Annotated in this window: 21 protein-coding genes; 20 read left to right on the top strand and 1 reads right to left on the bottom strand. The window is 34.2% G+C overall.

Going from position 1 to position 23,533, the window contains the following annotated elements:
* Nucleotides 1-191: 191 nt before the first annotated feature.
* From pgeF to CD155_RS03420, 20 genes are all read left to right on the top strand, one after another.
* Nucleotides 192-983, top strand: coding sequence for a peptidoglycan editing factor PgeF (gene pgeF, locus CD155_RS03515; protein ID WP_103212528.1), 792 nt, complete (start codon nt 192-194; stop codon nt 981-983).
* 17 nt (nt 984-1,000) lie between these two features.
* Nucleotides 1,001-1,675, top strand: a complete 675-nt coding sequence (locus tag CD155_RS03510; protein ID WP_103212521.1) for a YggS family pyridoxal phosphate-dependent enzyme — start codon at nt 1,001-1,003, stop codon at nt 1,673-1,675.
* Nucleotides 1,672-2,280: a cell division protein SepF gene (locus CD155_RS03505; protein WP_002442429.1), complete on the top strand. Its 609-nt coding sequence runs from the start codon at nt 1,672-1,674 to the stop codon at nt 2,278-2,280. The genes CD155_RS03510 and CD155_RS03505 overlap by 4 nt, the downstream gene beginning before the upstream one ends.
* An 11-nt stretch (nt 2,281-2,291) precedes the next feature.
* Complete coding sequence (locus CD155_RS03500) at nt 2,292-2,582, top strand: YggT family protein (protein ID WP_002442431.1); 291 nt, start codon at nt 2,292-2,294, stop codon at nt 2,580-2,582.
* A gap of 148 nt (nt 2,583-2,730) precedes the next feature.
* Nucleotides 2,731-3,510 carry a YlmH family RNA-binding protein gene (locus tag CD155_RS03495; protein WP_002442434.1) on the top strand — a complete coding sequence of 260 codons (780 nt, stop codon included), beginning with the start codon at nt 2,731-2,733 and terminating at the stop codon, nt 3,508-3,510.
* Between the two features lie 28 nt (nt 3,511-3,538).
* The gene (locus CD155_RS03490) at nt 3,539-4,192 is read left to right on the top strand and encodes a DivIVA domain-containing protein (RefSeq protein WP_037541381.1); all 654 of its coding nucleotides are present in this window, start codon (nt 3,539-3,541) and stop codon (nt 4,190-4,192) included.
* A 342-nt stretch (nt 4,193-4,534) separates the two neighbouring features.
* Nucleotides 4,535-7,285 carry an isoleucine--tRNA ligase gene (gene ileS, locus CD155_RS03485; RefSeq protein ID WP_103212520.1) on the top strand — a complete coding sequence of 917 codons (2,751 nt, stop codon included), beginning with the start codon at nt 4,535-4,537 and terminating at the stop codon, nt 7,283-7,285.
* 367 nt (nt 7,286-7,652) lie between these two features.
* The gene (locus CD155_RS03480; RefSeq protein ID WP_103212519.1) at nt 7,653-8,450 is read left to right on the top strand and encodes a VOC family protein; all 798 of its coding nucleotides are present in this window, start codon (nt 7,653-7,655) and stop codon (nt 8,448-8,450) included.
* 175 nt (nt 8,451-8,625) lie between these two features.
* Nucleotides 8,626-9,102, top strand: a complete 477-nt coding sequence (gene lspA, locus CD155_RS03475; RefSeq protein ID WP_103212518.1) for a signal peptidase II — start codon at nt 8,626-8,628, stop codon at nt 9,100-9,102.
* 12 nt (nt 9,103-9,114) lie between these two features.
* On the top strand, nt 9,115-10,032 hold the full coding sequence (locus CD155_RS03470) for an RluA family pseudouridine synthase (protein WP_002442448.1): 918 nt from the start codon (nt 9,115-9,117) through the stop codon (nt 10,030-10,032).
* A 475-nt stretch (nt 10,033-10,507) separates the two neighbouring features.
* Nucleotides 10,508-11,035, top strand: coding sequence for a bifunctional pyr operon transcriptional regulator/uracil phosphoribosyltransferase PyrR (pyrR, locus tag CD155_RS03465; RefSeq protein ID WP_070872793.1), 528 nt, complete (start codon nt 10,508-10,510; stop codon nt 11,033-11,035).
* Nucleotides 11,036-11,267: 232 nt separating this feature from the next.
* Nucleotides 11,268-12,575, top strand: a complete 1,308-nt coding sequence (locus CD155_RS03460) for a uracil-xanthine permease family protein (RefSeq protein ID WP_002442452.1) — start codon at nt 11,268-11,270, stop codon at nt 12,573-12,575.
* Nucleotides 12,576-12,601: 26 nt separating this feature from the next.
* A complete protein-coding gene (locus CD155_RS03455) occupies nt 12,602-13,483 on the top strand; it encodes an aspartate carbamoyltransferase catalytic subunit (RefSeq protein WP_002442454.1) in 882 nt (293 codons plus the stop codon).
* Nucleotides 13,484-13,501: 18 nt separating this feature from the next.
* On the top strand, nt 13,502-14,779 hold the full coding sequence (pyrC, locus tag CD155_RS03450; protein ID WP_002442456.1) for a dihydroorotase: 1,278 nt from the start codon (nt 13,502-13,504) through the stop codon (nt 14,777-14,779).
* Nucleotides 14,780-15,880: a carbamoyl phosphate synthase small subunit gene (locus CD155_RS03445; RefSeq protein ID WP_002442458.1), complete on the top strand. Its 1,101-nt coding sequence runs from the start codon at nt 14,780-14,782 to the stop codon at nt 15,878-15,880.
* Complete coding sequence (gene carB, locus CD155_RS03440) at nt 15,873-19,046, top strand: carbamoyl-phosphate synthase large subunit (RefSeq protein ID WP_103212517.1); 3,174 nt, start codon at nt 15,873-15,875, stop codon at nt 19,044-19,046. Before CD155_RS03445 ends, carB begins: the two co-directional genes overlap by 8 nt.
* A gap of 34 nt (nt 19,047-19,080) precedes the next feature.
* Entirely contained in the window at nt 19,081-19,773 is a 693-nt protein-coding gene (gene pyrF / locus CD155_RS03435; protein WP_103212516.1) for an orotidine-5'-phosphate decarboxylase, read from the top strand.
* Complete coding sequence (pyrE, locus tag CD155_RS03430) at nt 19,774-20,385, top strand: orotate phosphoribosyltransferase (protein ID WP_070831692.1); 612 nt, start codon at nt 19,774-19,776, stop codon at nt 20,383-20,385. It abuts the gene before it with no gap.
* A gap of 28 nt (nt 20,386-20,413) precedes the next feature.
* The gene (locus CD155_RS03425) at nt 20,414-20,638 is read left to right on the top strand and encodes a hypothetical protein (protein WP_044466288.1); all 225 of its coding nucleotides are present in this window, start codon (nt 20,414-20,416) and stop codon (nt 20,636-20,638) included.
* A gap of 542 nt (nt 20,639-21,180) precedes the next feature.
* Nucleotides 21,181-21,582 (top strand): VOC family protein, encoded by a 402-nt coding sequence (locus CD155_RS03420; RefSeq protein WP_070831690.1) that lies wholly within the window; start codon nt 21,181-21,183, stop codon nt 21,580-21,582.
* Between the two features lie 61 nt (nt 21,583-21,643).
* Here the strand turns inward: CD155_RS03420 and CD155_RS03415 are convergent, their stop codons facing one another.
* Nucleotides 21,644-23,341, bottom strand: coding sequence for an Rqc2 family fibronectin-binding protein (locus CD155_RS03415; protein ID WP_103212515.1), 1,698 nt, complete (start codon nt 23,339-23,341; stop codon nt 21,644-21,646).
* Between the last annotated feature and the right edge of the window lie 192 nt (nt 23,342-23,533).

The following is a 23,533-nucleotide window of genomic DNA, read 5'->3' as shown; positions in this document are numbered from 1 at the left end:
TGAAGAAGGTTAGCAAATAATATTTGTTTAAATAGTGAGTAAGATGTCATCCTTTAAAAATAAGTAAACTCATACATATACTTGCAGTTTAAATGTAAGAATAGATGATATATAATAGTTTTATAATATACTTTATTGTGATGATGACTAGCAATCTTTTAAATTACATTCTCGTATGGTGGTGAAACATGATGGCGGAAAGATTTATAAAGAAAGAACATTATTTAGATTATGACGTAAAACATTCACAAAATATTAAGTTAGGTTTCACAACAAGAGAGAATGGTTTAAGTCTTTATCCTGAATATGCGTTTAATATGGCAAGATATGTTGATGACAATCAAGATAATATTACCGAGCATCAAAAGATGCTAGCTAGTGACATTGGTTTCGATAGAGAAAACTGGGTATTTCCTATACAAACTCATGAAAATAAAGTCGCTAAAATTACACAAGAACATAAAGGGGTAAATATTAAAGCGTTAACTGATAACTTATATGGTATAGACGGTATATATACCTATGAACCGAATATATTATTAACGATGTGTTATGCAGATTGTGTGCCAGTATATTTCTATAGTGAAAGTCATGGATATGTGGGTTTAGCTCATGCAGGATGGCGAGGTACGTATGGTGAAATTGTCAAAGAGATGGTAAAAAGAATCGACTTTGACCTTAAAGATTTACAGGTTGTCATCGGACCATCAACGTCTAATACATACGAAATTAATGATGACATTAAAAGTAAATTTGAAACGCTAACGATTGATACCTCAAAATATATTGATACTCGTGATAAAAATAGACATGGAATTGATTTGAAAAAAGCGAATGCATTGTTACTCGAAGAAGCTGGTGTGCCTTCTGAGAATATTTATATTACCAATTATGCTACTTCGGAGAACTTAGAATTATTTTTCTCTTATAGAGTTGAAAAGGGAAACACTGGGCGTATGTTAGCATTTATAGGACGAAAGTAAAGTGAGGTGGAACTCAAATGAGTGTCAAACAGAATTTAAACAAAATTGAAGAAGAAATTAGCAATCATATTGAAAAAAATTCCATTTCAGCACAACCTCACGTGATTGCTGTGACAAAGTATGTTACAATAGAGCGAGCTAAAGAAGCTTATCAAGCAGGCATTAGACACTTTGGTGAAAATAGATTAGAAGGCTTCAAAGTGAAGAAAGCAGCATTACCTGATGACGCTATTTTTCACTTTATTGGCTCTTTACAATCTAGGAAAGTCAAAGACGTCATCAATGAAGTTGATTATTTTCATGCATTGGATCGTCTAAGTTTAGCTAAGGAGATTAATAAAAGAGCAAATCATGTCATATCTTGCTTTGTGCAAGTGAATGTTTCTGGGGAAGAATCAAAACATGGTATCGCTTTAGACGAAGTTAATGAATTTTTAAATGAATTAAAAGATTATGAGAACATCAAAATTGTTGGTTTAATGACTATGGCACCACTAACTGATGATGCTTCGTACATTAAATCAATATTTCACGATTTAAGACATAAAAAAGAAGAAATTCAACAATTCAATTTAGAACATGCACCATGTACTGAATTATCGATGGGAATGAGTAATGACTATCAAATCGCAGTTGAAGAAGGTGCAACCTTTGTCAGAATTGGGACTAAACTTGTAGGAGAAGAGGAGTGAGCCCCTTGGCTTTGAAGGATTTATTTAATGGATTTTTTGTAGTAGAAGATGAAGAAGAAGTAGAAGCGCCAGAAGAACGTGAATCTGCTAGATCACGCGAGCGTGCTCAAGATCGTGATGTGGAGTCGCGCAATGAAAATACGACACCAGCACAAACACAAAATAATATAAGTAGACAAAATGCGATTAAATCTGTACCACAAAAGAGTACAAACAGACAAAATGCTACATCTGAGGAAAGGAATTATCGTATGAATAATAATTCAAAGAGTAATTCTCGTAACGTTGTCACTATGAACCAATCGTCTCAAAGTTATTCAACGCAGGAAAGTTCAAAAATGTGCTTATTTGAACCACGCGTTTTTTCAGATACTCAAGATATCGCTGATGAGTTGAAAAATAGACGTGCTACATTAGTTAATTTACAACGTATTGATAAAGTATCTGCAAAACGTATTATTGACTTCTTAAGTGGTACAGTCTATGCCATTGGTGGAGATATCCAACGCGTAGGTACTGATATTTTCTTATGTACACCTGATAACGTGGAAGTTGCTGGAAGCATAACTGATCATATCGAAAGCATGGAGCAACATTACGAATAAGGAGTTAAATTATGGATATCGGTTTGCTTAGTACAATATTCCGATTTATTTTATTCTTAGTACAAGTTTATTATATAGGAATGATTGTTTATTTCTTCACTTCTTGGGTTCCTAGTATCAGAGAATCTAAAGTTGGAGAATTTTTAGGGAAGATTTATGAACCCTTCCTAGAACCTTTCAGAAAAGTTATTCCACCCATTGGATTTATAGATATTTCTTCAATTGCGGCAATCATTGTATTAGTTTTATTCCAACGTGGATTATTAATGATCTTTAATATCATTCTTACACATATGGCTTAACTTGAAGCGTCTTCTAATATAATATACATGTAGTAAACGAGGCAAAGTATACAACAACTTTGACCTCGTTTTTATCATGTACATGTTTGAACATTTCAAATTATATATGTAATCAATCCGTTTCAGAAAAATAATAGAACGGTAGGAGGTGTTTGTCATCGATATATATCAACACTTTAGAAATGAAGAGCAAGAATTAATTGATCAATTGATGGATAAATGCGAACAAGCGGATAGTCATTATGCACCGGTGCTTACAGCATTTTTAGATCCGAGAGGGCAATATATATTAGAAGTAATTGTAGGAAGTTATGAAGATTTAAATGTGACTTATAACGGGGGACCACATGCTGAAAGAAAACGTGCTATCATTGCACCTTCCTATTATGAACCACAAGAAGAAGATTATGAAATTTCGCTCCTTCAAATAGATTATCCAGAGAAGTTTGTGAATATACAACATCAACACGTACTTGGAACATTAATGTCATTGGGGATTGAAAGAGATCAACTTGGTGATATTATGATAGGTGATGAGATACAATTTATTTTGACAAAGCGTTTAGAATCTTATATCATGTTTGAACTAACGCGTATCAAAGGCGCCACAGTTAAACTTAATTCTATTCCTATAAAAGATATGATACAATCAGAAGAGAATTGGAAAATTCAAAGCGCTACTGTGAGTGCGTTGAGATTAGATGTTGTATTAAAAGACATGATACGTAAATCTCGAAATATAGCGAAACAATTAATCGAAAAGAAAAGAGTCAAAGTGAATCACACGATTGTAGATACACCTGACTTTCAATTAGAGAAGAATGATTTACTTTCTATCCAAGGATTTGGTAGAGCCCAAATCACAGAAATTGGTGGAAGAACTAAAAAAGATAAATTACACATTACCTATCAAACATTATTTAAATAGTATAGTGATGAAACAAGGAGGATATCACATGCCTTTCACACCAAGTGAGATTAAGAATAAAGAGTTTACACGAGTGAAGAACGGTTTAGAACCTACTGAAGTGGCAAATTACTTAGATCAATTAAGCAATGAAATTGAACGCCTTAAAGAAGATAAAAAGCAACTTGAAAAAGTAGTTGAAGATAGAGATACAAATATTAAATCTTATCAAGATGTTCACCAATCTGTAAGTGATGCTTTAATTCAAGCACAAAAAGTAGGAGAAGAAACTAAACTTGCAGCGACTAAAGATGCTGAAGCAACACTAGCTAAAGCACAAGTTCAAGCTGATAAAATTGTGAATGAAGCTATTGAAAAAGCACGTCGTCTTTCATTCCAAACGGAAGACATGAAACGTCAATCTAAAGTGTTTAGATCTCGTTTCCGCATGTTAGTGGAAGCACAACTTGATTTACTTAAGAGTGAAGATTGGGATTATTTATTAAATTATGATTTAGATGCTGAACAAGTGACTTTAGAAGATATTCATCATTTAAATGATAATGATTTAACACCTGAAGAACGTGCAATGAAAAATAGTCAATCAGATGCGCAAGTTAATCATAATGAATCAACATCTGAATCAGCGAATGCTTCAGATTCTCAATCAACATCATCAAATTCAACTTCAAACAACCAATAATGGATTTGAGGCAAGGTTGATAGGTAACAGGATAGTTTTTATAAAAAAGATGCATGTTCAGTTGCCTTGTTAACTTATTTGTTATAAAAATGCATTTTCTAAATAACAATTTATTGATATGATATAGAAAGACAGACGCGTAAGAAGCAGTTAACATATTCCAGCGAGTTAGGAAATGGTGAGAGCCTAACATCATGTTTGTTTCTTATATCACTGGCTTTTATTTTTAATATGCTTTAAGAGAGAACTCTAAGTTGAGTTAAACAGGGTGGTACCGCGGTTAAGCCGTCCCTGTTGATTGAACTTAGAGTTCTTTTTTTATCATAAGAAGGAGTGAACAGAATGAATTACAAAGATACTTTATTAATGCCCAAAACTGACTTTCCAATGAGAGGTGGTTTGCCTAATAAAGAACCTCAAATTCAGGAAAAATGGGATGCTGAAGATCAATATCAAAAAGCATTAGAAAAGAACAAAGGAAATCAATCTTATATTCTACATGATGGGCCACCATACGCTAATGGTAGTTTACATATGGGACATGCACTTAATAAAATTATTAAAGATTTTATCGTGCGTTATAAAACGATGCAAGGTTTTTATGCACCATATGTTCCAGGATGGGATACACACGGTTTACCTATTGAACAAGCCTTAACTAAAAAGGGTGTAGACCGTAAAAAAATGTCTATTGCTGAATTCAGAGAAAAATGTAAAGAATTCGCACTTAAACAAGTTGATATTCAAAAGAAAGATTTTAAACGCTTAGGTGTGCGTGGAGATTTTAATAATCCTTATATTACACTCACTCCTGAATATGAAGCGGCACAAATTAGATTATTCGGTGAAATGGCAGATAAAGGTTTAATTTATAAAGGTAAAAAGCCTGTATATTGGTCACCTTCAAGTGAATCTTCATTAGCAGAAGCGGAGATTGAATATCATGATAAACGTTCTGCATCAATTTATGTAGCGTTTGACGTTAAAGATGATAAAGGTGTCGTAGATCCAGATGCTAAGTTCATTATTTGGACAACTACGCCATGGACAATTCCATCAAATGTTGCCATTACAGTTCATCCAGAACTTAAATACGGTCAATACAATGTTAATGGACAAAAATACATTATTGCGCAAGCATTATCTGAAACAGTAGCAGAAGCTTTAGAATGGGATAAAGAATCTATTCAACTTGAAAAGGAATTTACAGGTAAAGAATTAGAATATGTAGAAGCACAACATCCATTCTTAGATCGTGTGTCACTTGTTATCAATGGTGATCATGTCACAACTGATGCAGGTACAGGTTGTGTTCATACTGCACCTGGACACGGGGAAGATGACTACATTGTTGGCCAAAAATATGAATTGCCAGTGATTAGTCCATTAGACGACAAAGGTGTATTTACTGAAGAAGGCGGACAATTTGAAGGTATGTTCTATGATAAAGCCAATAAAGCTGTTACTGACCTTTTAACTGAAAAGGGCGCACTGCTTAAATTGAACTTTATTACCCATAGTTACCCACATGATTGGCGTACTAAAAAACCTGTCATCTTTAGAGCAACACCACAATGGTTTGCTTCAATTAGTAAAGTAAGACAAGATATTCTTGATGCGATTGAAGATACTGATTTCAAAGTCGACTGGGGTAAAACACGTATCTATAATATGATTCGTGACCGTGGTGAATGGGTAATTTCTCGTCAACGTGTATGGGGTGTTCCATTACCAGTATTCTATGCTGAAAATGGAGACATCATCATGACGAAAGAAACAGTCAATCATATTGCTGATTTATTCGCAGAACATGGTTCAAACATCTGGTTTGAAAGAGAAGCAAAAGATTTATTACCTGAAGGATTTACGCATCCAGGTAGTCCAAATGGTGAATTTACTAAAGAAACAGATATCATGGACGTATGGTTTGACTCTGGTTCATCTCACCGTGGCGTGCTAGAAAATCGTCCTGAATTAAGCTTCCCAGCTGACTTATACTTTGAAGGTAGTGACCAATATCGTGGTTGGTTTAACTCTTCAATCACTACTGCAGTTGCAACAAGAGGCCAAGCACCATATAAATTCTTATTATCTCACGGTTTCGTTATGGACGGAGAAGGTAAGAAAATGAGTAAATCACTTGGTAACGTTATCGTTCCAGACCAAGTAGTAAAACAAAAAGGTGCAGATATTGCGCGATTATGGGTAAGTAGTACAGATTATTTAGCTGACGTACGTATCTCTGATGAGATTTTAAAACAAACATCTGACGTATATCGTAAAATCAGAAATACATTAAGATTTATGCTAGGTAATATTAATGACTATAACCCTGAAACTGATCGTATTCCTGAAAATGATTTATTAGACGTAGACCGTTATTTACTTAATCGTTTACGTGAATTTACTGCAAGTACAATCAATAATTATGAGAATTTCGATTACTTAAATATCTATCAAGAAGTTCAAAACTTCATTAACGTTGAATTAAGTAATTTCTACTTAGATTATGGTAAAGACATCCTTTATATTGAGAAAAAAGATTCTCACAAACGTCGTAGCATGCAAACAGTGTTATATCAAATTTTAGTTGATATGACTAAATTACTTGCTCCAATCTTAGTACACACTGCTGAGGAAGTATGGTCACATACGCCTCATGTTAAAGAAGAAAGTGTTCATTTAGCTGATATGCCAGAAGTGGTTGACGTGGATAAAACGTTACTTGATAAATGGAATACTTTGATGGATTTACGTGACGATGTAAACCGTGCGCTAGAACAAGCGCGTAATGAGAAAGTGATTGGTAAATCACTAGAAGCTAAAGTTATTATCGGTAACAACGAATCCTTTAAAGCTACAGAATTCTTACAAGAATTTAATGATCTTCAACAATTATTCATTGTCTCTCAAGTAGAAGTTGTTGATACAGTTGAAAATGGTACTTCATACAAATATGGTGACATCCGTATTGAACATGCTGATGGTGAAAAATGTGAAAGATGTTGGAACTATAGCGAAGAATTAGGTTCCGTAGGCGAACTTGATCATCTTTGCCCACGTTGCCAAGAAGTGGTTAAAACTTTAGTTTAATATTACTAATTTGATAGGTTATTGTTCAAAAATAAGGGCACAAACGCTGTGATATAGGCGTTTGTGTCTTTTTTATGAGTTAATATATTGAAATTTTTCAAGGAATTAAAGTGCGTTAGCTTCTACGTTTGAGCGTCTATAGGGACTGTAATTAAAACTTAACTGCACAATAAACGAATGATTAGTTTTCTTTATTGTTAATCTCTTAATTTCAAATTCTCTAACATTTCAAAAATCTTTTAAACAAAATATTTTAAAGCAAAAATTTGAATTTATGTGTAATTTTAGGCATAATATTAAAAATATGATAATAGTGAAGTCATTGTTTTACATATAAAGAGTGATTGGAAATTGAGAGGATAGTAGGATGTTTCATAGTAAAGATGCACATTTTGTTAATGGTGTAACAATAAATATAAAAGATAAGCAAGTGATTAAGGCATTTTATGAAGAAGTTTTAGGATTTAATCTTGTTAACGAATCTATGACGACTGTTCAATATGAAGTTGGCCATGCGAATCAATATATTACATTTAATGAAATTCATAATGGAAGAGAACCTTTAATGTCTGAAGCTGGGCTGTTTCATATAGGAATCTTGTTACCAGAGCTATCTTCACTAGCTGATTTATTAGTACAATTAAGTGATTTTGAAATACCTGTAAATGGTGGGGAGCAAAGTGTAGGTACAGCATTGTTTATTGAAGATCCAGAGGGTAATTCATTAAAATTTTATGTTGATCATGATTTTGAATTTTGGAATTATGATGAAGACCACAGAGTGAAAATGGATATTATTCCTGTCAATGTGCCTAGATTATTAAAAGAAGTTTCTGACGAAGGATGGCAAGGTATACCAGATGAGGCCAAATTAGGCTCCTTGCATCTCAAGACGATTAGAATTTCAGAAATTAAATCATACTATCTTAATTATTTTGGTTTAGAGGAATCAGCATACATGGATGATTATTCTCTATTTTTAGCTTCAAATCATTACTATAATCAATTAGCAATGAATCAATGGTTATCTGGGACAAAACGCGTAGATAATGAGAATACTTACGGTTTGGCGATGATAGATTTCCATTATCCAGAAACTACACACAAGGATTTAAAAGGGCCAGATGGTTTATATTTCAGATTTAATCGCATCACAGAACAATGAATATAAGCACTGAAATCATAGGCTTCCCTGATAACTTTATCCATGAAAAGGTGGGACGACAAAATTAATTTTTCAGAATTATATTTCTGGCCCATTACCTTTTTTTATACCATTGAGTAGGATATAATATTAGGTGTTGTCAAAAAGGGACGTTGTATTGAATGGAGGCACATGAATGAAAAAGAAATATTATATTGGAATCTCACTTCTTATAGCAATTTTAATCATTATTTTTGACCAGGTTTCAAAATGGATCATAGCTACTTTAATGAAAATAGGTGATTCCTATGAAGTAATTCCTCATTTTTTAAATATTACTTCACATAGAAACAACGGAGCTGCTTGGGGAATCTTGAGTGGTAAAATGGGATTTTTTTACATTATCACTTTAGTTATTTTAGTCGTTCTCGTGCTGTTTTATATTAAAGAAGCTAAATATAATTTATTTATGCAAGTTGCAATTAGTTTATTATTTGCAGGTGCATTAGGTAACTTTATCGATCGCGTTTTTAATGGTGAGGTTGTCGATTTTATAGATACATATATTTTTGGATATGATTTTCCTATTTTTAATATAGCAGATTCTAGTTTAACGATAGGTGTGATTTTTGTCATTATTGCACTATTGAAAGATACCACTAAAAAGGGATAAGGAGGTTCACACTTGGAAACATATGAATTTAAGATTACCGATGAAAGTCAAGTCGGTCAACGTATAGATAAACTATTATCTGAAATGAATGATGAGTGGTCACGTAGTCAACTTCAAGATTGGATTAAAGAAGATTTAGTTAAAGTAAATGATAAAGTGATTAAATCCAATTATAAAGTTAAATTGAATGATCATATTATTGTCACGGAAAAGGAAGTCGTAGAAGCGGATATTCAACCAGAAGATTTAAACTTAGATATCTATTATGAAGACGAAGACGTGGCGATTGTGTATAAACCTAAAGGTATGGTAGTTCATCCTTCACCAGGTCATTACACAGGTACATTGGTAAACGGTTTGATGTATCAAATTAAAGATTTATCAGGAATTAATGGTGAAATTCGTCCAGGTATTGTGCATCGAATTGATAAAGATACATCAGGTTTATTAATGGTTGCTAAGAATGATATTGCGCATCGTGGTTTAGTTGAGCAACTCATGGATAAAACTGTTAAACGTAAATATACAGCTTTAGTACATGGGAATATTCCGCATGACTATGGTACTGTAGATGCACCAATAGGTCGAAATAAAAATGATCGTCAAGCAATGGCTATTGTAGACGATGGCAAAGATGCGGTCACACACTTTAATGTATTAGAACATTTTAAAGATTATACATTAATTGAATGTGAATTAGAAACTGGCCGTACACATCAAATTCGTGTGCACATGAAATATATAGGTTTCCCACTTGTTGGAGACCCTAAATATGGTCCTAAGAAAACATTAGATATCGGTGGACAAGCCTTACATGCAGGTGTAATTGGATTCGAACATCCAGTCACTCATGAATACATTGAAAGAAGTTCAGAATTACCAAAAGAATTTAAAGATTTATTAGAAGATATTCGACGAAGAGATGCATAAATGTAAATAAATGGTTTAAGATGGTTTCAAATTAGAAATTGTCTTAAGCCATTTTTATTTATCGTATACTTTCATTCACATGTATTCTTTTGCCATTAGAAACGCCATTGATACACATATTTAGATTTTATTGCCAATTTTTAAATTAATGTGCGCTTATTCTAATCGTTTTAGAGAATGTATTGACTTATTTCTTAAAAAGCTTTAAACTTATAACAGTTTAAATATAGAAAAGCGTAGTCTTTAATTGAAAGTCCAGAGAGGCTTCGAAGACATGATAATTAGGAATAAGTATACATTTAAAGGGATTTCGTTATAGAATACAACCAACTGTATTCAATCTCAGCGAAATTCTGTAACTATATATAAAGAAATTTCATTAACGATAAGTTATTTAATTTCTTTAAGTGTAACCTTAACCTCATGTCTTTATTAAAGATATGGGGTTTTTTCACATTTTAAAAGAGGTGAAACGATGTCACAACGAGTCATTTTAGATGAAGCTGCAATACAACGTACTATCACTCGAATCGCACATGAGATTTTAGAGTATAACAAGGGCACTGATAATTTAGTGCTTCTAGGTATAAAAACGCGAGGGGCATTTTTAGCAAATCGCATTCAAGATAAGATACATTCTATTGAGCAACAAGTTGTGCCAACTGGAACTATTGATATCACACATTTTCGTGACGATATCGACAATGTCTCACAGCAATCAGACATCAAAGCTTTTGATATCGATGTAGATATTACGGATAAAGTTGTGGTCATTGTTGATGATGTGTTATATACGGGGCGTACTGTGAGAGCTTCACTAGACGCTATACTCTTACATTCTCGGCCGGTCAAAATTGGACTTGCAACACTCGTCGATCGAGGGCATCGAGAACTACCTATTCGAGCAGATTTTGTAGGAAAGAATATACCAACTGCACGAGATGAATCCGTTTCAGTTTATTTAGATGAAATTGATGATCAAAATGCAGTCATAATTGAATAATATCCCTTTTAAAGCAGTACGAGAGACTGAAAAAGGTGAAGTTAATAAGTTAAGTAACGGTAAATAAATGATGTAAGCATCAACAAATGAAACGTTATTTAATACATGCTTAACGGAATACTTCATTAGAAATGTGGTGGGCGAATGAACAATTCGCTATATATCCATTTCGCTTTAGTCTCTTTGCATTCACTGATGTAAAGAGATTTTTTTATGAAAGGAAATGAAGAACATGGAAAATGAACAAATGTTTGAGCGTACCGTTAAACCGGTGCTTGATGTCAGAGACAAACCAAAACCAACACAATGGGCATTCTTAAGTTTACAACACTTATTTGCGATGTTTGGTTCAACCGTATTAGTACCATTCTTAACGCATCTACCTATATCAGCAGCATTACTTGCGTCAGGTATTGGCACGCTGATTTACATATTGATAACTAGAGCAAAGATACCCGCTTATTTAGGTTCAAGTTTTGCCTTTATCACACCGATTATTACAGGTTTAAGTACGCATAGTTTAGGTGACATGCTCGTAGCGTTATTTATGAGTGGATTGATGTACGTCATCATCGGATTATTCATTAGATTAAGTGGCACAGGTTGGTTAATGCATTTGTTACCACCTGTTGTAGTAGGACCAGTCATTATGGTTATCGGATTAAGTTTGGCTCCGACAGCTGTTAATATGGCAATGTTTGAGAATTCTGCAGATATGAAAGGTTATAATTTAAGTTATTTACTTGTAGCAATGATTACGTTGATTGTCACAATCGTGGTACAAGGCTTCTTTAAAGGATTTTTATCACTCATACCTGTATTGATTGGAATCATTGTAGGTTATATCGTCTCTATATTTATGGGCTTAGTTAAATTCGCACCCATCGCTCAAGCTAAGTGGTTAGATTTTCCACATATTTATTTACCATTTAAAGATTATACGCCATCCTTCCATTTAGGATTGGTACTCGTCATGATTCCGGTGGTATTCGTTACAGTAAGTGAACATATCGGACATCAGATGGTGATTAATAAGATTGTTGGTCGTAACTTTTTCAAAGATCCTGGGTTAGATAAATCAATTATTGGTGATGGTATTTCAACTATGTTCGCAAGTATTATTGGTGGACCGCCAAGTACAACTTACGGTGAAAATATCGGCGTACTCGCCATCACTAAAATTTATAGTATCTATGTCATTGGTGGTGCAGCAGTTATTGCCATCGTGCTTGCATTCATAGGTAAATTTACAGCATTGATTTCATCCATTCCTACACCTGTTATGGGAGGTGTGTCAATCTTACTCTTTGGAATTATTGCAGCAAGTGGTTTACGAATGATAGTTGAAAGTAACGTTGATTTTTCAAATAACCGTAACTTAGTTATCGCTTCCGTAGTTCTTGTAGTAGGTATTGGAAATTTACTGATTAATTTAAAAGGAATCGGCGTTAATTTGCAAATTGAAGGTATGGCACTATCCGCACTTTCTGGAATTATTTTAAATTTAATTTTGCCAAAAGATAAAAAAGAAGAAAATTAAGATTTAATCCATTAGGAGGGCGCTTTATGAAAAATTTATTATCAATGGAACACCTATCAACAGAGGAAATTTATGATTTAATCACTACAGCTAGCAAATATAAATCAGGAGAAGAAGCATTACCTCAATTCAACGATAAGTATGTGTCTAACTTATTCTTCGAGAATTCAACAAGAACAAAATGTAGTTTCGAGGTAGCTGAAAAAAAACTAGGATTAAACCTTATCAGTTTCGAGACTAGTACCTCTTCTGTTAAAAAAGGAGAATCCTTATACGATACTTGTAAAACTTTAGAAAGTATTGGTGTGGATTTATTAGTCATTCGTCACTCACAAAATGCGTATTATGAGGAATTAGAAAATTTAAACATTCCAGTTGCAAATGGAGGAGACGGAAGCGGACAACATCCTACTCAAAGTTTGCTAGATATTATGACGATTTATGAAGAATATGGTTCTTTTGATAATTTAAATATTTTAATTTGTGGAGATATTAAGAATTCACGTGTCGCAAGAAGTAATTATCATAGTTTGAGAGCACTAGGTGCAAATGTAATGTTCTCTAGTCCTGAAGAATGGGTAGATGATACATTAGAGGCACCATACGTTAATATTGATGATGTGATTGAACAAGTGGACATCGTCATGTTACTTAGAGTTCAACATGAAAGACACGGTATTGCAGGTGAAGCAAATTTTGCTGCTGAAGAATATCATCAACAATATGGGTTAACTCAGGCAAGATATGATAAATTAAAAGAGGAAGCCATTGTTATGCATCCTGCTCCAGTGAATCGGGGAGTTGAAATAAAGAGTGATTTAGTAGAAGCTCCTAAATCTCGTATTTTTAAACAAATGGAAAATGGTATGTATTTAAGAATGGCAGTCATAAGCGCGCTTTTAAAATAGGAAGGGGTTATTTTTAATATGAAATTAATCAAAAATGGAAAGATCTTAAGAAATGGAATCTTAAAAGATACTGAGATTTTAATTGATGGTAAACGTATTAAAACAATTAGTAGTAAAATCAATTCATCATCACCAAATATTGAAGTGATTGATGCTAAAGGTAATTTAATCGCACCAGGATTTGTTGACGTGCATGTTCATTTACGTGAACCAGGTGGGGAACACAAAGAAACAATTGAAACTGGTACGAAAGCAGCAGCTAGAGGTGGGTTTACTACTATATGCCCAATGCCTAATACTAGACCAGTACCAGACTCAGTTGAGCATGTTAAAGAATTAAGAGAACGAATTTCTGAGACAGCTAAAGTGCGTGTGTTACCTTACGCGTCTATCACTAAAAGACAAGCAGGTAAAGAACTTGTAGACTTTAAAGAGTTAGCACTTGAAGGCGTCTTTGCATTTACTGACGATGGTGTAGGGGTTCAACAAGCTAGCATGATGTACGCGGCTATGAAACAAGCAGCTCGAGTTAAGAAACCAATTGTAGCCCATTGTGAAGATAATAGTTTAATTTATGGTGGAGCAATGCATAAAGGTAAACGTAGTGAAGAACTAGGTATCCCAGGCATTCCTAACATTGCGGAGTCAGTTCAAATTGCAAGAGATGTGTTATTAGCTGAAGCGACAGGTTGCCATTACCATGTATGTCATGTTTCAACTAAAGAAAGTGTGCGTGTGATTAGAGATGCTAAGAAAGCAGGCATCCATGTAACTGCCGAAGTCACTCCACATCACTTACTTTTAACTGAAAATGATGTACCAGGTGACGATGCGAATTATAAAATGAATCCACCTTTAAGAAGTAAAGAAGATAGAGAAGCATTATTAGAAGGTTTATTAGATGGCACAATTGATTGTATTGCTACTGACCATGCGCCTCATGCAAAAGAAGAAAAAGATCAACCAATGACACAAGCGCCATTTGGTATTGTCGGAAGTGAAACAGCATTCCCATTACTTTACACTCATTTTGTAAGAAGAGGTAACTGGTCACTTCAACAATTAGTCGATTATTTCACAATTAAACCGGCGACAATTTTCAATTTAAATTACGGTAAATTGCATAAAGATAGCTATGCAGATTTAACAATTATTGACTTAAATAGTGAAAAAGAAATCAAAAGTGAAGATTTCTTATCTAAAGCTGATAATACGCCATTTATTGGTCGTAAAGTATACGGTAATCCAATATTAACAATGGTTAAAGGTGAAGTAGTATTTGAGGAGGACAAATAGATGCTTGAAAAACGTTATCTTGTACTGGAAGATGGCTCTTATTATGAAGGATATCGCCTAGGTTCTGATGATTTAACAATAGGTGAAATCGTATTTAATACTGCAATGACGGGGTATCAGGAAACAATTTCTGACCCCTCATATACAGGTCAAATCATCACATTTACATATCCATTAATTGGAAACTACGGTATTAACCGTGATGATTTCGAATCTTTAACACCGACATTGAATGGTGTAGTAGTGAAAGAAGCAAGCACACATCCTAGCAATTTCAGACATCAAAAAACATTACACGAAGTACTTGTTCAATATCATATTCCTGGCATTTCTGGAGTGGATACAAGAAGTATCACACGTAAGATTCGCCAACATGGTGTGTTAAGAGCTGGATTTACAGACAATAAAGATGACATTCATGCACTTGTTGAACATTTAAAAACTGCTGAACTACCTAGAGATGAAGTTCAAACAGTATCAACGAAGACACCTTATGTTTCAACAGGTTCAGATTTAAGCGTCGTATTGCTCGACTTTGGTAAGAAACAAAACATTGTTCGTGAATTAAATATGCGTGGTTGTAACGTAACGGTGGTGCCTTATAATACGACTGCAGAAGAAATTTTAGGTATGTCTCCAGATGGCGTCATGTTATCAAATGGTCCTGGAGATCCCGATGAAGTTGAAGTCGCAATCGAAATGATTAATGGTATTTTAGGCAAAATTCCTTTCTTCGGTATTTGTTTAGGACATCAACTTTTCGCATTATCTCAAGGCGCCACTTCCTTCAAAATGAAGTTCGGACATCGTGGTGCCAATCATCCTGTTAAAGATTTGCGAACAGGTAAAGTTGATATTACAAGTCAAAACCACGGCTACTCTATCGACCGTGATTCACTTAAAGATACTGATTTAGAAGTGACACACATTGCACTTAATGATGGAACTGTTGAAGGATTAAGACATAAACAATTACCTGCATTTTCAGTTCAATATCACCCTGAAGCAAGACCGGGACCAAGTGATTCAAACTATTTATTCGATGAGTTTATAACAATGATGAATGAGTTCAAAGAAAAGGAGCGTCATTTAAATGCCTAAACGCGATGATATTCAAACAATTTTAGTAGTAGGTTCTGGACCGATTATTATTGGTCAAGCTGCAGAGTTTGACTATGCAGGTACACAAGCATGTCTTGCTTTAAAAGAAGAGGGGTATCGAGTTATCTTAGTGAACTCCAACCCTGCAACCATTATGACTGACAAAGAAATCGCAGATAAAGTCTACATTGAACCATTAACACATGACTTTATTGCTCGAATCATTCGAAAAGAACAACCAGATGCATTGCTACCTACATTAGGTGGTCAAACCGGCTTAAATATGGCGATACAACTACATGATAGTGGCGTGCTCGCTGCTAATAATGTCAAACTTTTAGGAACAGAACTAGAATCAATTCAACAAGCGGAAGACCGTGAAATGTTCAGAACATTAATGAATGATTTAAATGTACCAGTACCTGAAAGTGATATTGTTAATACAGTAGAACAAGCCTTTGAATTTAAAGAACAAGTGGGATATCCATTAATCGTACGACCTGCGTTCACTATGGGCGGTACTGGTGGCGGTATCTGTTACAATGATGCTGACTTAAAGGAAGTAGTAAGTAACGGATTACATTATAGTCCAGCCACACAATGTTTAATTGAAAAATATATCGCAGGCTTTAAAGAAATTGAATATGAAGTGATGCGTGATAAAAATGATAACGCAATAGTCGTATGTAATATGGAAAATATTGACCCAGTTGGTATACATACAGGTGATTCGATTGTAGTTGCACCTAGCCAAACATTGTCAGATGTAGAATATCAAATGCTACGTGATGTATCGTTGAAAGTGATTCGTGCTTTAGGTATTGAAGGAGGATGTAACGTCCAACTTGCGCTAGATCCACATTCTTTAAATTATTATATTATTGAAGTAAACCCTCGTGTGTCACGTTCTTCAGCTTTAGCTTCTAAGGCAACAGGTTATCCTATTGCGAAATTAGCAGCTAAAATTGCTGTAGGTTTAACTTTAGATGAGATGTTGAACCCGATAACTGGTACATCATATGCAGCCTTTGAGCCGACGTTAGATTATGTAATCTCTAAGATTCCACGTTTCCCATTCGATAAATTTGAAAAGGGTGAACGTGAGTTAGGTACGCAAATGAAAGCCACTGGTGAAGTTATGGCCATCGGACGTACATATGAAGAGTCATTATTAAAAGCGATTCGTTCTCTAGAGTATGGTGTTCATCACCTCGGTTTACCAAATGGAGAAAGCTTTGATTTAGATTACATTAAAGAACGTATTGGTCATCAAGATGATGAACGTTTATTCTTTATTGGCGAAGCCATTCGTAGAGGTACGACTTTAGAAGAAATTCATGAAATGACTAAAATCGATTACTTTTTCTTAAATAAATTCCAAAATATTATTAATATCGAACATGAATTAAAAGAACATCAAGGCGATTTAGAGTATCTTAAATATGCGAAAGATTATGGCTTTAGTGATAGAGTCATCGCGCATCGTTGGGATATGAACGAAGAAGAGGTTTACCAATTACGTGTGAAAAATGACATTAAACCAGTGTATAAAATGGTTGACACATGTGCGGCAGAATTTGAATCTACAACACCTTATTATTACGGAACTTATGAAACTGAAAATGAATCAATCGTGACTGAAAAAGAAAAAATACTTGTATTAGGTTCTGGACCAATTCGAATTGGACAAGGGGTAGAATTCGACTATGCCACTGTACATGCTGTTTGGGCGATACAAGAGGCCGGCTACGAAGCTATTATTGTAAATAATAACCCTGAGACAGTTTCAACTGACTTTTCAATCTCAGATAAATTATACTTTGAACCATTAACTGAAGAAGATGTCATGAATATCATTAATTTAGAACAACCTAAGGGTGTCGTTGTGCAATTCGGCGGTCAAACAGCGATTAATTTAGCTGATAAACTTGCGAAACACGGCGTTCAAATCTTAGGAACATCATTAGAAGATTTAAATAGAGCTGAAGATAGAAAAGAATTTGAAGCGCTATTACGACAAATTGATGTTCCACAACCACAAGGTAAAACATCAACATCACCTAAAGAAGCACTTGAAAATGCACGTGAAATCGGTTATCCAGTCGTTGTTCGTCCATCATATGTATTAGGCGGACGTGCAATGGAAATCGTTGATAACGACCAAGAATTGGAAAATTATATGACGCAAGCGGTAAAAGCAAGCCCTGAACATCCAGTTCTCGTTGACCGTTATTTAACTGGTAAAGAAATTGAAGTAGACGCTATTTGCGATGGGGACACAGTCATCATACCTGGTATCATGGAACATATTGAACGTGCAGGTGTGCATAGTGGTGACTCAATTGCCGTTTATCCACCACAAACACTGACACAAGAAGAAATCGATACACTTGAAGATTACACGATTAAATTAGCCAAAGGTTTAAACATTATTGGTTTAATTAACATCCAATTTGTCATCGCACATGATGGTGTATATGTGTTAGAGGTTAATCCTCGTTCAAGTCGTACAGTACCATTCTTAAGTAAGATTACTGACATTCAAATGGCACAACTTGCTATGCGTTCAATCATGGGTGAGAAACTTGACCAATTAGGCTATCAACAAGGTATCCAACCTTACTCAGAAGGTGTCTTTGTTAAGGCTCCGGTATTCAGTTTTAATAAGTTGAAGAATGTGGACATAACGCTTGGACCTGAAATGAAATCTACTGGTGAAGTGATGGGTAAAGACCTTACTCTTGAAAAGGCGCTATTCAAAGGGCTTACAGGTAGCGGTGTAGAAGTTAAAGATCATGGTACTGTATTGATGACAGTAAGTGACAAAGACAAAGATGAAATTGTGAAAATTGCACATCGCTTAAATGAAGTAGGTTATAAAATCTTAGCTACTAAAGGTACTGCAGACAAACTTAAATCAAATGATATTCCTGTTGAAGTTGTAGGAAAAATTGGTGGCGAGGATGACTTACTCACTCGAATACAAAATGGTGAAGTTCAAATTGTTATTAATACAATGACTAAAGGTAAAGAAGTTGAACGTGATGGTTTCCAAATTCGTCGTACGACTGTTGAAAATGGGGTGCCTTGTTTAACTTCATTAGATACTGCAAGCGCATTAACTAATGTGATTGAAAGTATGACGTTTACAATGAGAAACATGTAACGTTAAAGAATGAGCGATTGAAGGAGCAATTTAAATGAGAAATTTACCAATCATCGCGTTAGATTTTAAATCTGCTAAAGAAGTTAATACATTTTTAGATCAATTCGACGAAGAGTTATGTGTCAAAATTGGTATGGAATTGTTTTATCAAACTGGACCTGAATTTATTCAATCTCTTAAGAAGAGAGGGCATGATATTTTTCTAGATTTAAAATTGCATGATATTCCTAATACAGTCAGTAAAGCAATGGAAGGCTTGGCACGTTTAGATGTGGATTTGGTCAACGTCCATGCTGCTGGTGGATTGAAAATGATGGAAGAGGCTAAAAAAGGTTTGAGAAAATATAACCCTGACACTAAAATTATTGCAGTGACACAATTGACTTCAACAACAGAAGCGCAATTACTTGAGGAACAGAATATTCAAACTAGTATTGAAGAAGCAGTACTTCATTATGCACGCCTTACACATAAAGCTGGGTTGGATGGTGTCGTGTGCTCGCCGCTTGAAGCAGAATTAATTTCACAGGAGTTAGGTCCTGAATTTATGAAAGTAACGCCCGGAATTAGACCTAAAGGTGCTGCGCAAAATGATCAACAACGTATCACAACCCCGGAAGATGCTAAAGTCTTAGGTTCTACACACATTGTGGTTGGCAGACCTATTACTCAAAGTGATGATCCAGTATCAAGCTATCAAAATATCAAAGAAAGTTGGTTAGGTTAAATGGCTAAAGAAATTGCAAAAGCTTTATTAGATATAGAAGCGGTCTCATTATCTCCTAATGATTTATATACATGGAGTTCTGGGATTAAATCCCCAATTTATTGTGATAATCGTATCACGTTAGGTTATCCTTTAGTTCGTAATGCGATTAGAGATGGATTAGCTCGCTTGATAGAGAAACATTTTTCTGAAGTGGAAATTGTCTCAGGAACAGCGACTGCAGGTATTCCTCATGCTGCGTATCTTTCTGAAAAAATGGAATTACCTATGAACTATGTACGTTCGAAAAGTAAAAGCCATGGTAAGCAAAACCAAATTGAAGGTGCAAAAAGTGAAGGTAAAAAAGTCGTTGTAATTGAGGATTTAATTTCCACAGGTGGTTCTTCAGTTACAGCTGTTGAAGCTTTAAAAGACGCAGGCGCTGATGTATTAGGTGTTGTAGCCATTTTCACATATGGATTGAAAAAAGCAGACGATGTATTTAAAGAAGCGGGTATACCTTTCTATACTTTAAGTAATTATAATGAATTGATTGAGGTTGCTAGAGAAGAAGGGAAAATTTCTGAAGAAGATATTCAGACTTTAGTTGATTGGAGAGACAATTTAGCATAATATATGTTTATATAAAGGGGGAAAGTAAATGGCTCATAACAATGATAATAATCACATGTACATCATTATGAAACATTGTAATGAATTTTTAGAGAGACAAGATGATTATAGAACCCCGAAAACTGTAAAAAGTGTGGATGAAAGCATCCAAAATTTCTCTGAATCTAAATCAATAGATGATGATGCTTTTACGCACTCAGGTGATATATTTAAACGTGCTAAAGAAAATTTACGTCATAAAGGTCAATTATAAAAGTAAATAGAAATTAAAAAGGAGGCTGAGATAAAAATGATATCTCAGTCTCCTTTGATATATTGGCAGTAGATGTCTGAATTGAACGTGAATTTATATAAAGATTCTCTCGGTCCTAGCCATTCTTGCTGTCTGAGCGCTAGTATAGAGAATTATTTTAAGAAATTCTGCAGATTATACAAGCTGAAGGCAGAACAATGAAAATAATTGAGATAAATAATATTTCTGTCCTACTCACAATTATCGGATAAAGACTTTAATCAGTAACCAACCAATGAGTAAGACAATTAATAAAATTAATAAAGGTAAACCATAGTGAATAATCATAGTAAATCATGCCTCCTTATGAAATGTTTCTATATTTAATATGTGATGAAAGAATTAAATTAATTGATATAACTGTAGTGATTCTATTATAGATTTTAAAATTTGCGTTGTAGCTTTACGATATTCTACATTGTAAGAGTTATCATGTTAAAATAATATACGAGATACTTAAATTGGTAAAGTAATTAAAATATATAAACTAGGGGAGATACAAAGTGGAAATACCTAAAATTACTACATTTCTAATGTTTAATGATCAAGCTGAAGAAGCAATTCATCTATATACAAGTTTATTTGAAGATAGCGAAATATTAACTATGGTGAAATATGATGAAGATGGTCCAGGTACGCCTGGATCAGTTCAACATTCCATATTTACATTGAATGGACAAGTTTTCATGGCGATAGACGCTAATAATGGAGAAGAGTTACCTATGAATCCTGCGATGTCATTATATGTCACTGTTAAGGATGCGATGGAAATGGAACGCTTATTTAGTGGCTTGAAAAAGGAAGGCGCTATCTTAATGCCTAAAACAGAGATGCCACCATTTAGAGAATTTGCGTGGGTACAAGATAAATTTGGCGTAAGCTTCCAACTCGCATTACCAGAATAAATCAGCAATTTAAAAAATTCCGTATGGCACACTATGACAGAGCCATACGGAATTTATTTTTTTATGATTCTTTCATTTGTTGAATTTTGTCATAATCAGGCGTTGCGTATAACGTTTTTTGATTATCATATGTTACAAAGCCTGGTTTTGCACCTGAAGGTTTATGAACATTTCTAATTTCTGTATAGTCAACTGGTATTTGACCTGAATTTCCAGCTTTAGAAAAGTAACCCGCTATCATTGCGGCTTCTTTGATTGTCTCTTCACTCGGATGATTATTTAATATGACAACGTGAGAACCTGGTATATCTTTAGTATGGAACCAAATGTGAGATTTTTGAGCTTTTTTATTGGTTAAATAATCATTTTGCTTATTATTTTTACCTACTAAAATTGTGTCGCCTTCACTTGAACGATACATTTGCAATTGGATTTGAGCATTTTTCTTCTTTTTATGATTTTTACGTTGTTTCATAAAGCCTTGATCAGCTAATTCGTCACGAATATCATCTATGTCATCAACAGTAATATGATCTAGTTGTTGTTCAATATTAGAAAAATAATCAATGTTTTCTTTTGTTAATTGAATTTGATGATCAAGTTCGTGTTCACGTGTTTTAAGACGATTATATTGTTTGTAATAATACTGTGCGTTGACTGATGGAGATTTAGTTGGGTTAAGGGGAATTGTAACTTCTTCTCCCGTGTAGTAATTTAATGCTGTTACCGACTCATCGCCTTGTTTAATTCGATATATATTCGCTGTAATAAGTTCGCCATAAAGTTGCTGAGTTTCTTTATCTTTAGCGCTTTCGTATTCGTCTATCAGTTTGCTTAATTTATTTTGCTGTTTCTGTAGTTGCTGTTGCACAAATCTTACTAAATCATTGGCACGTTGTTTGACACGTTCGCGCTCTCCTCGAGCATCATAATAACGATCGAGTAAATCATTAAGAGAATCATACTGTACTATATCATCGTAAAATTGATTGAGTTTCATAAAATAGAAATCTTCTTTACCTGTTTCATGATTCTTATGGAAAAGGGGAACTGGCGCTAATAGCGTTTCTGCCATCACTTCATCATAAGCTTCAGGCAACGTGTCTTGTGTCATAAATTGTCGACGACTTACTATTTCATTTGTTATAAGCGGACTAAAACCTTCAAATGTATTTAATAATTGTTTTGAAATTTTACCTGAATTAAAATCAATATATTTTAATGCTTCTTGACCTGAAACCTCATATGGATTTAATTTATTTTGGCTTGGTGGAGCTTCATATTCAAAACCGGGCATTACAGTACGATATTGATTTGTATTTGGTGTGAGATGTTTAAAACCTTCTATGATTTTGCGATTTTCATCCACTAGTATAAGATTACTGTGTTTACCCATGATTTCTAAAATAATTGTTCGATACATTGTATCGCCAATTTCGTCCTTACTTTGAACGTCTATTTCTACACGACGGTCATTACCGACTTGCCGTATATTTTGTATAAAGCCACCTTCAAGATGTTTACGAAACACACGTGCAAACATAGGTGGGTCAAATGGGTTGTCATATTTTTTATTAGTAATTTGTAATCTTGAAAAGCTTGGATGTATAGATAAAAGTAACTGATGATTTTTACGATTTTGTCGTACTACAATAATTATTGTATCGTTTTCTGGTTGATTAATTTTATGAATGCGACCTGAAACTATATCTTGTAGTGATTCGATCATCTTTTTAGTAAATAAGCCATCGTATGCCATAACTATCTGCCACCTTAAAATTTTTCATTCATCATATTGTAACATGCGTAAACAGTATGGTCATTGTTAAAGTATTGATATAAGTATGCTGTTTTTTAAAATAAAAGGATTACATTAACTAAAGTTAATGCATTAAGAGTCACTAAATGATTAACATCAATTTTTAAGGTTTACATTAACCAAAGTTAATGC

Origin of the sequence: Staphylococcus caprae (assembly GCF_002902725.1) — a bacterium.
In the GTDB taxonomy this organism is placed as follows: domain Bacteria; phylum Bacillota; class Bacilli; order Staphylococcales; family Staphylococcaceae; genus Staphylococcus; species Staphylococcus caprae.
The sequence above is the reverse complement of the archived record's forward strand: the minus strand, read 5'-3'. Positions and strand labels throughout refer to the sequence as shown.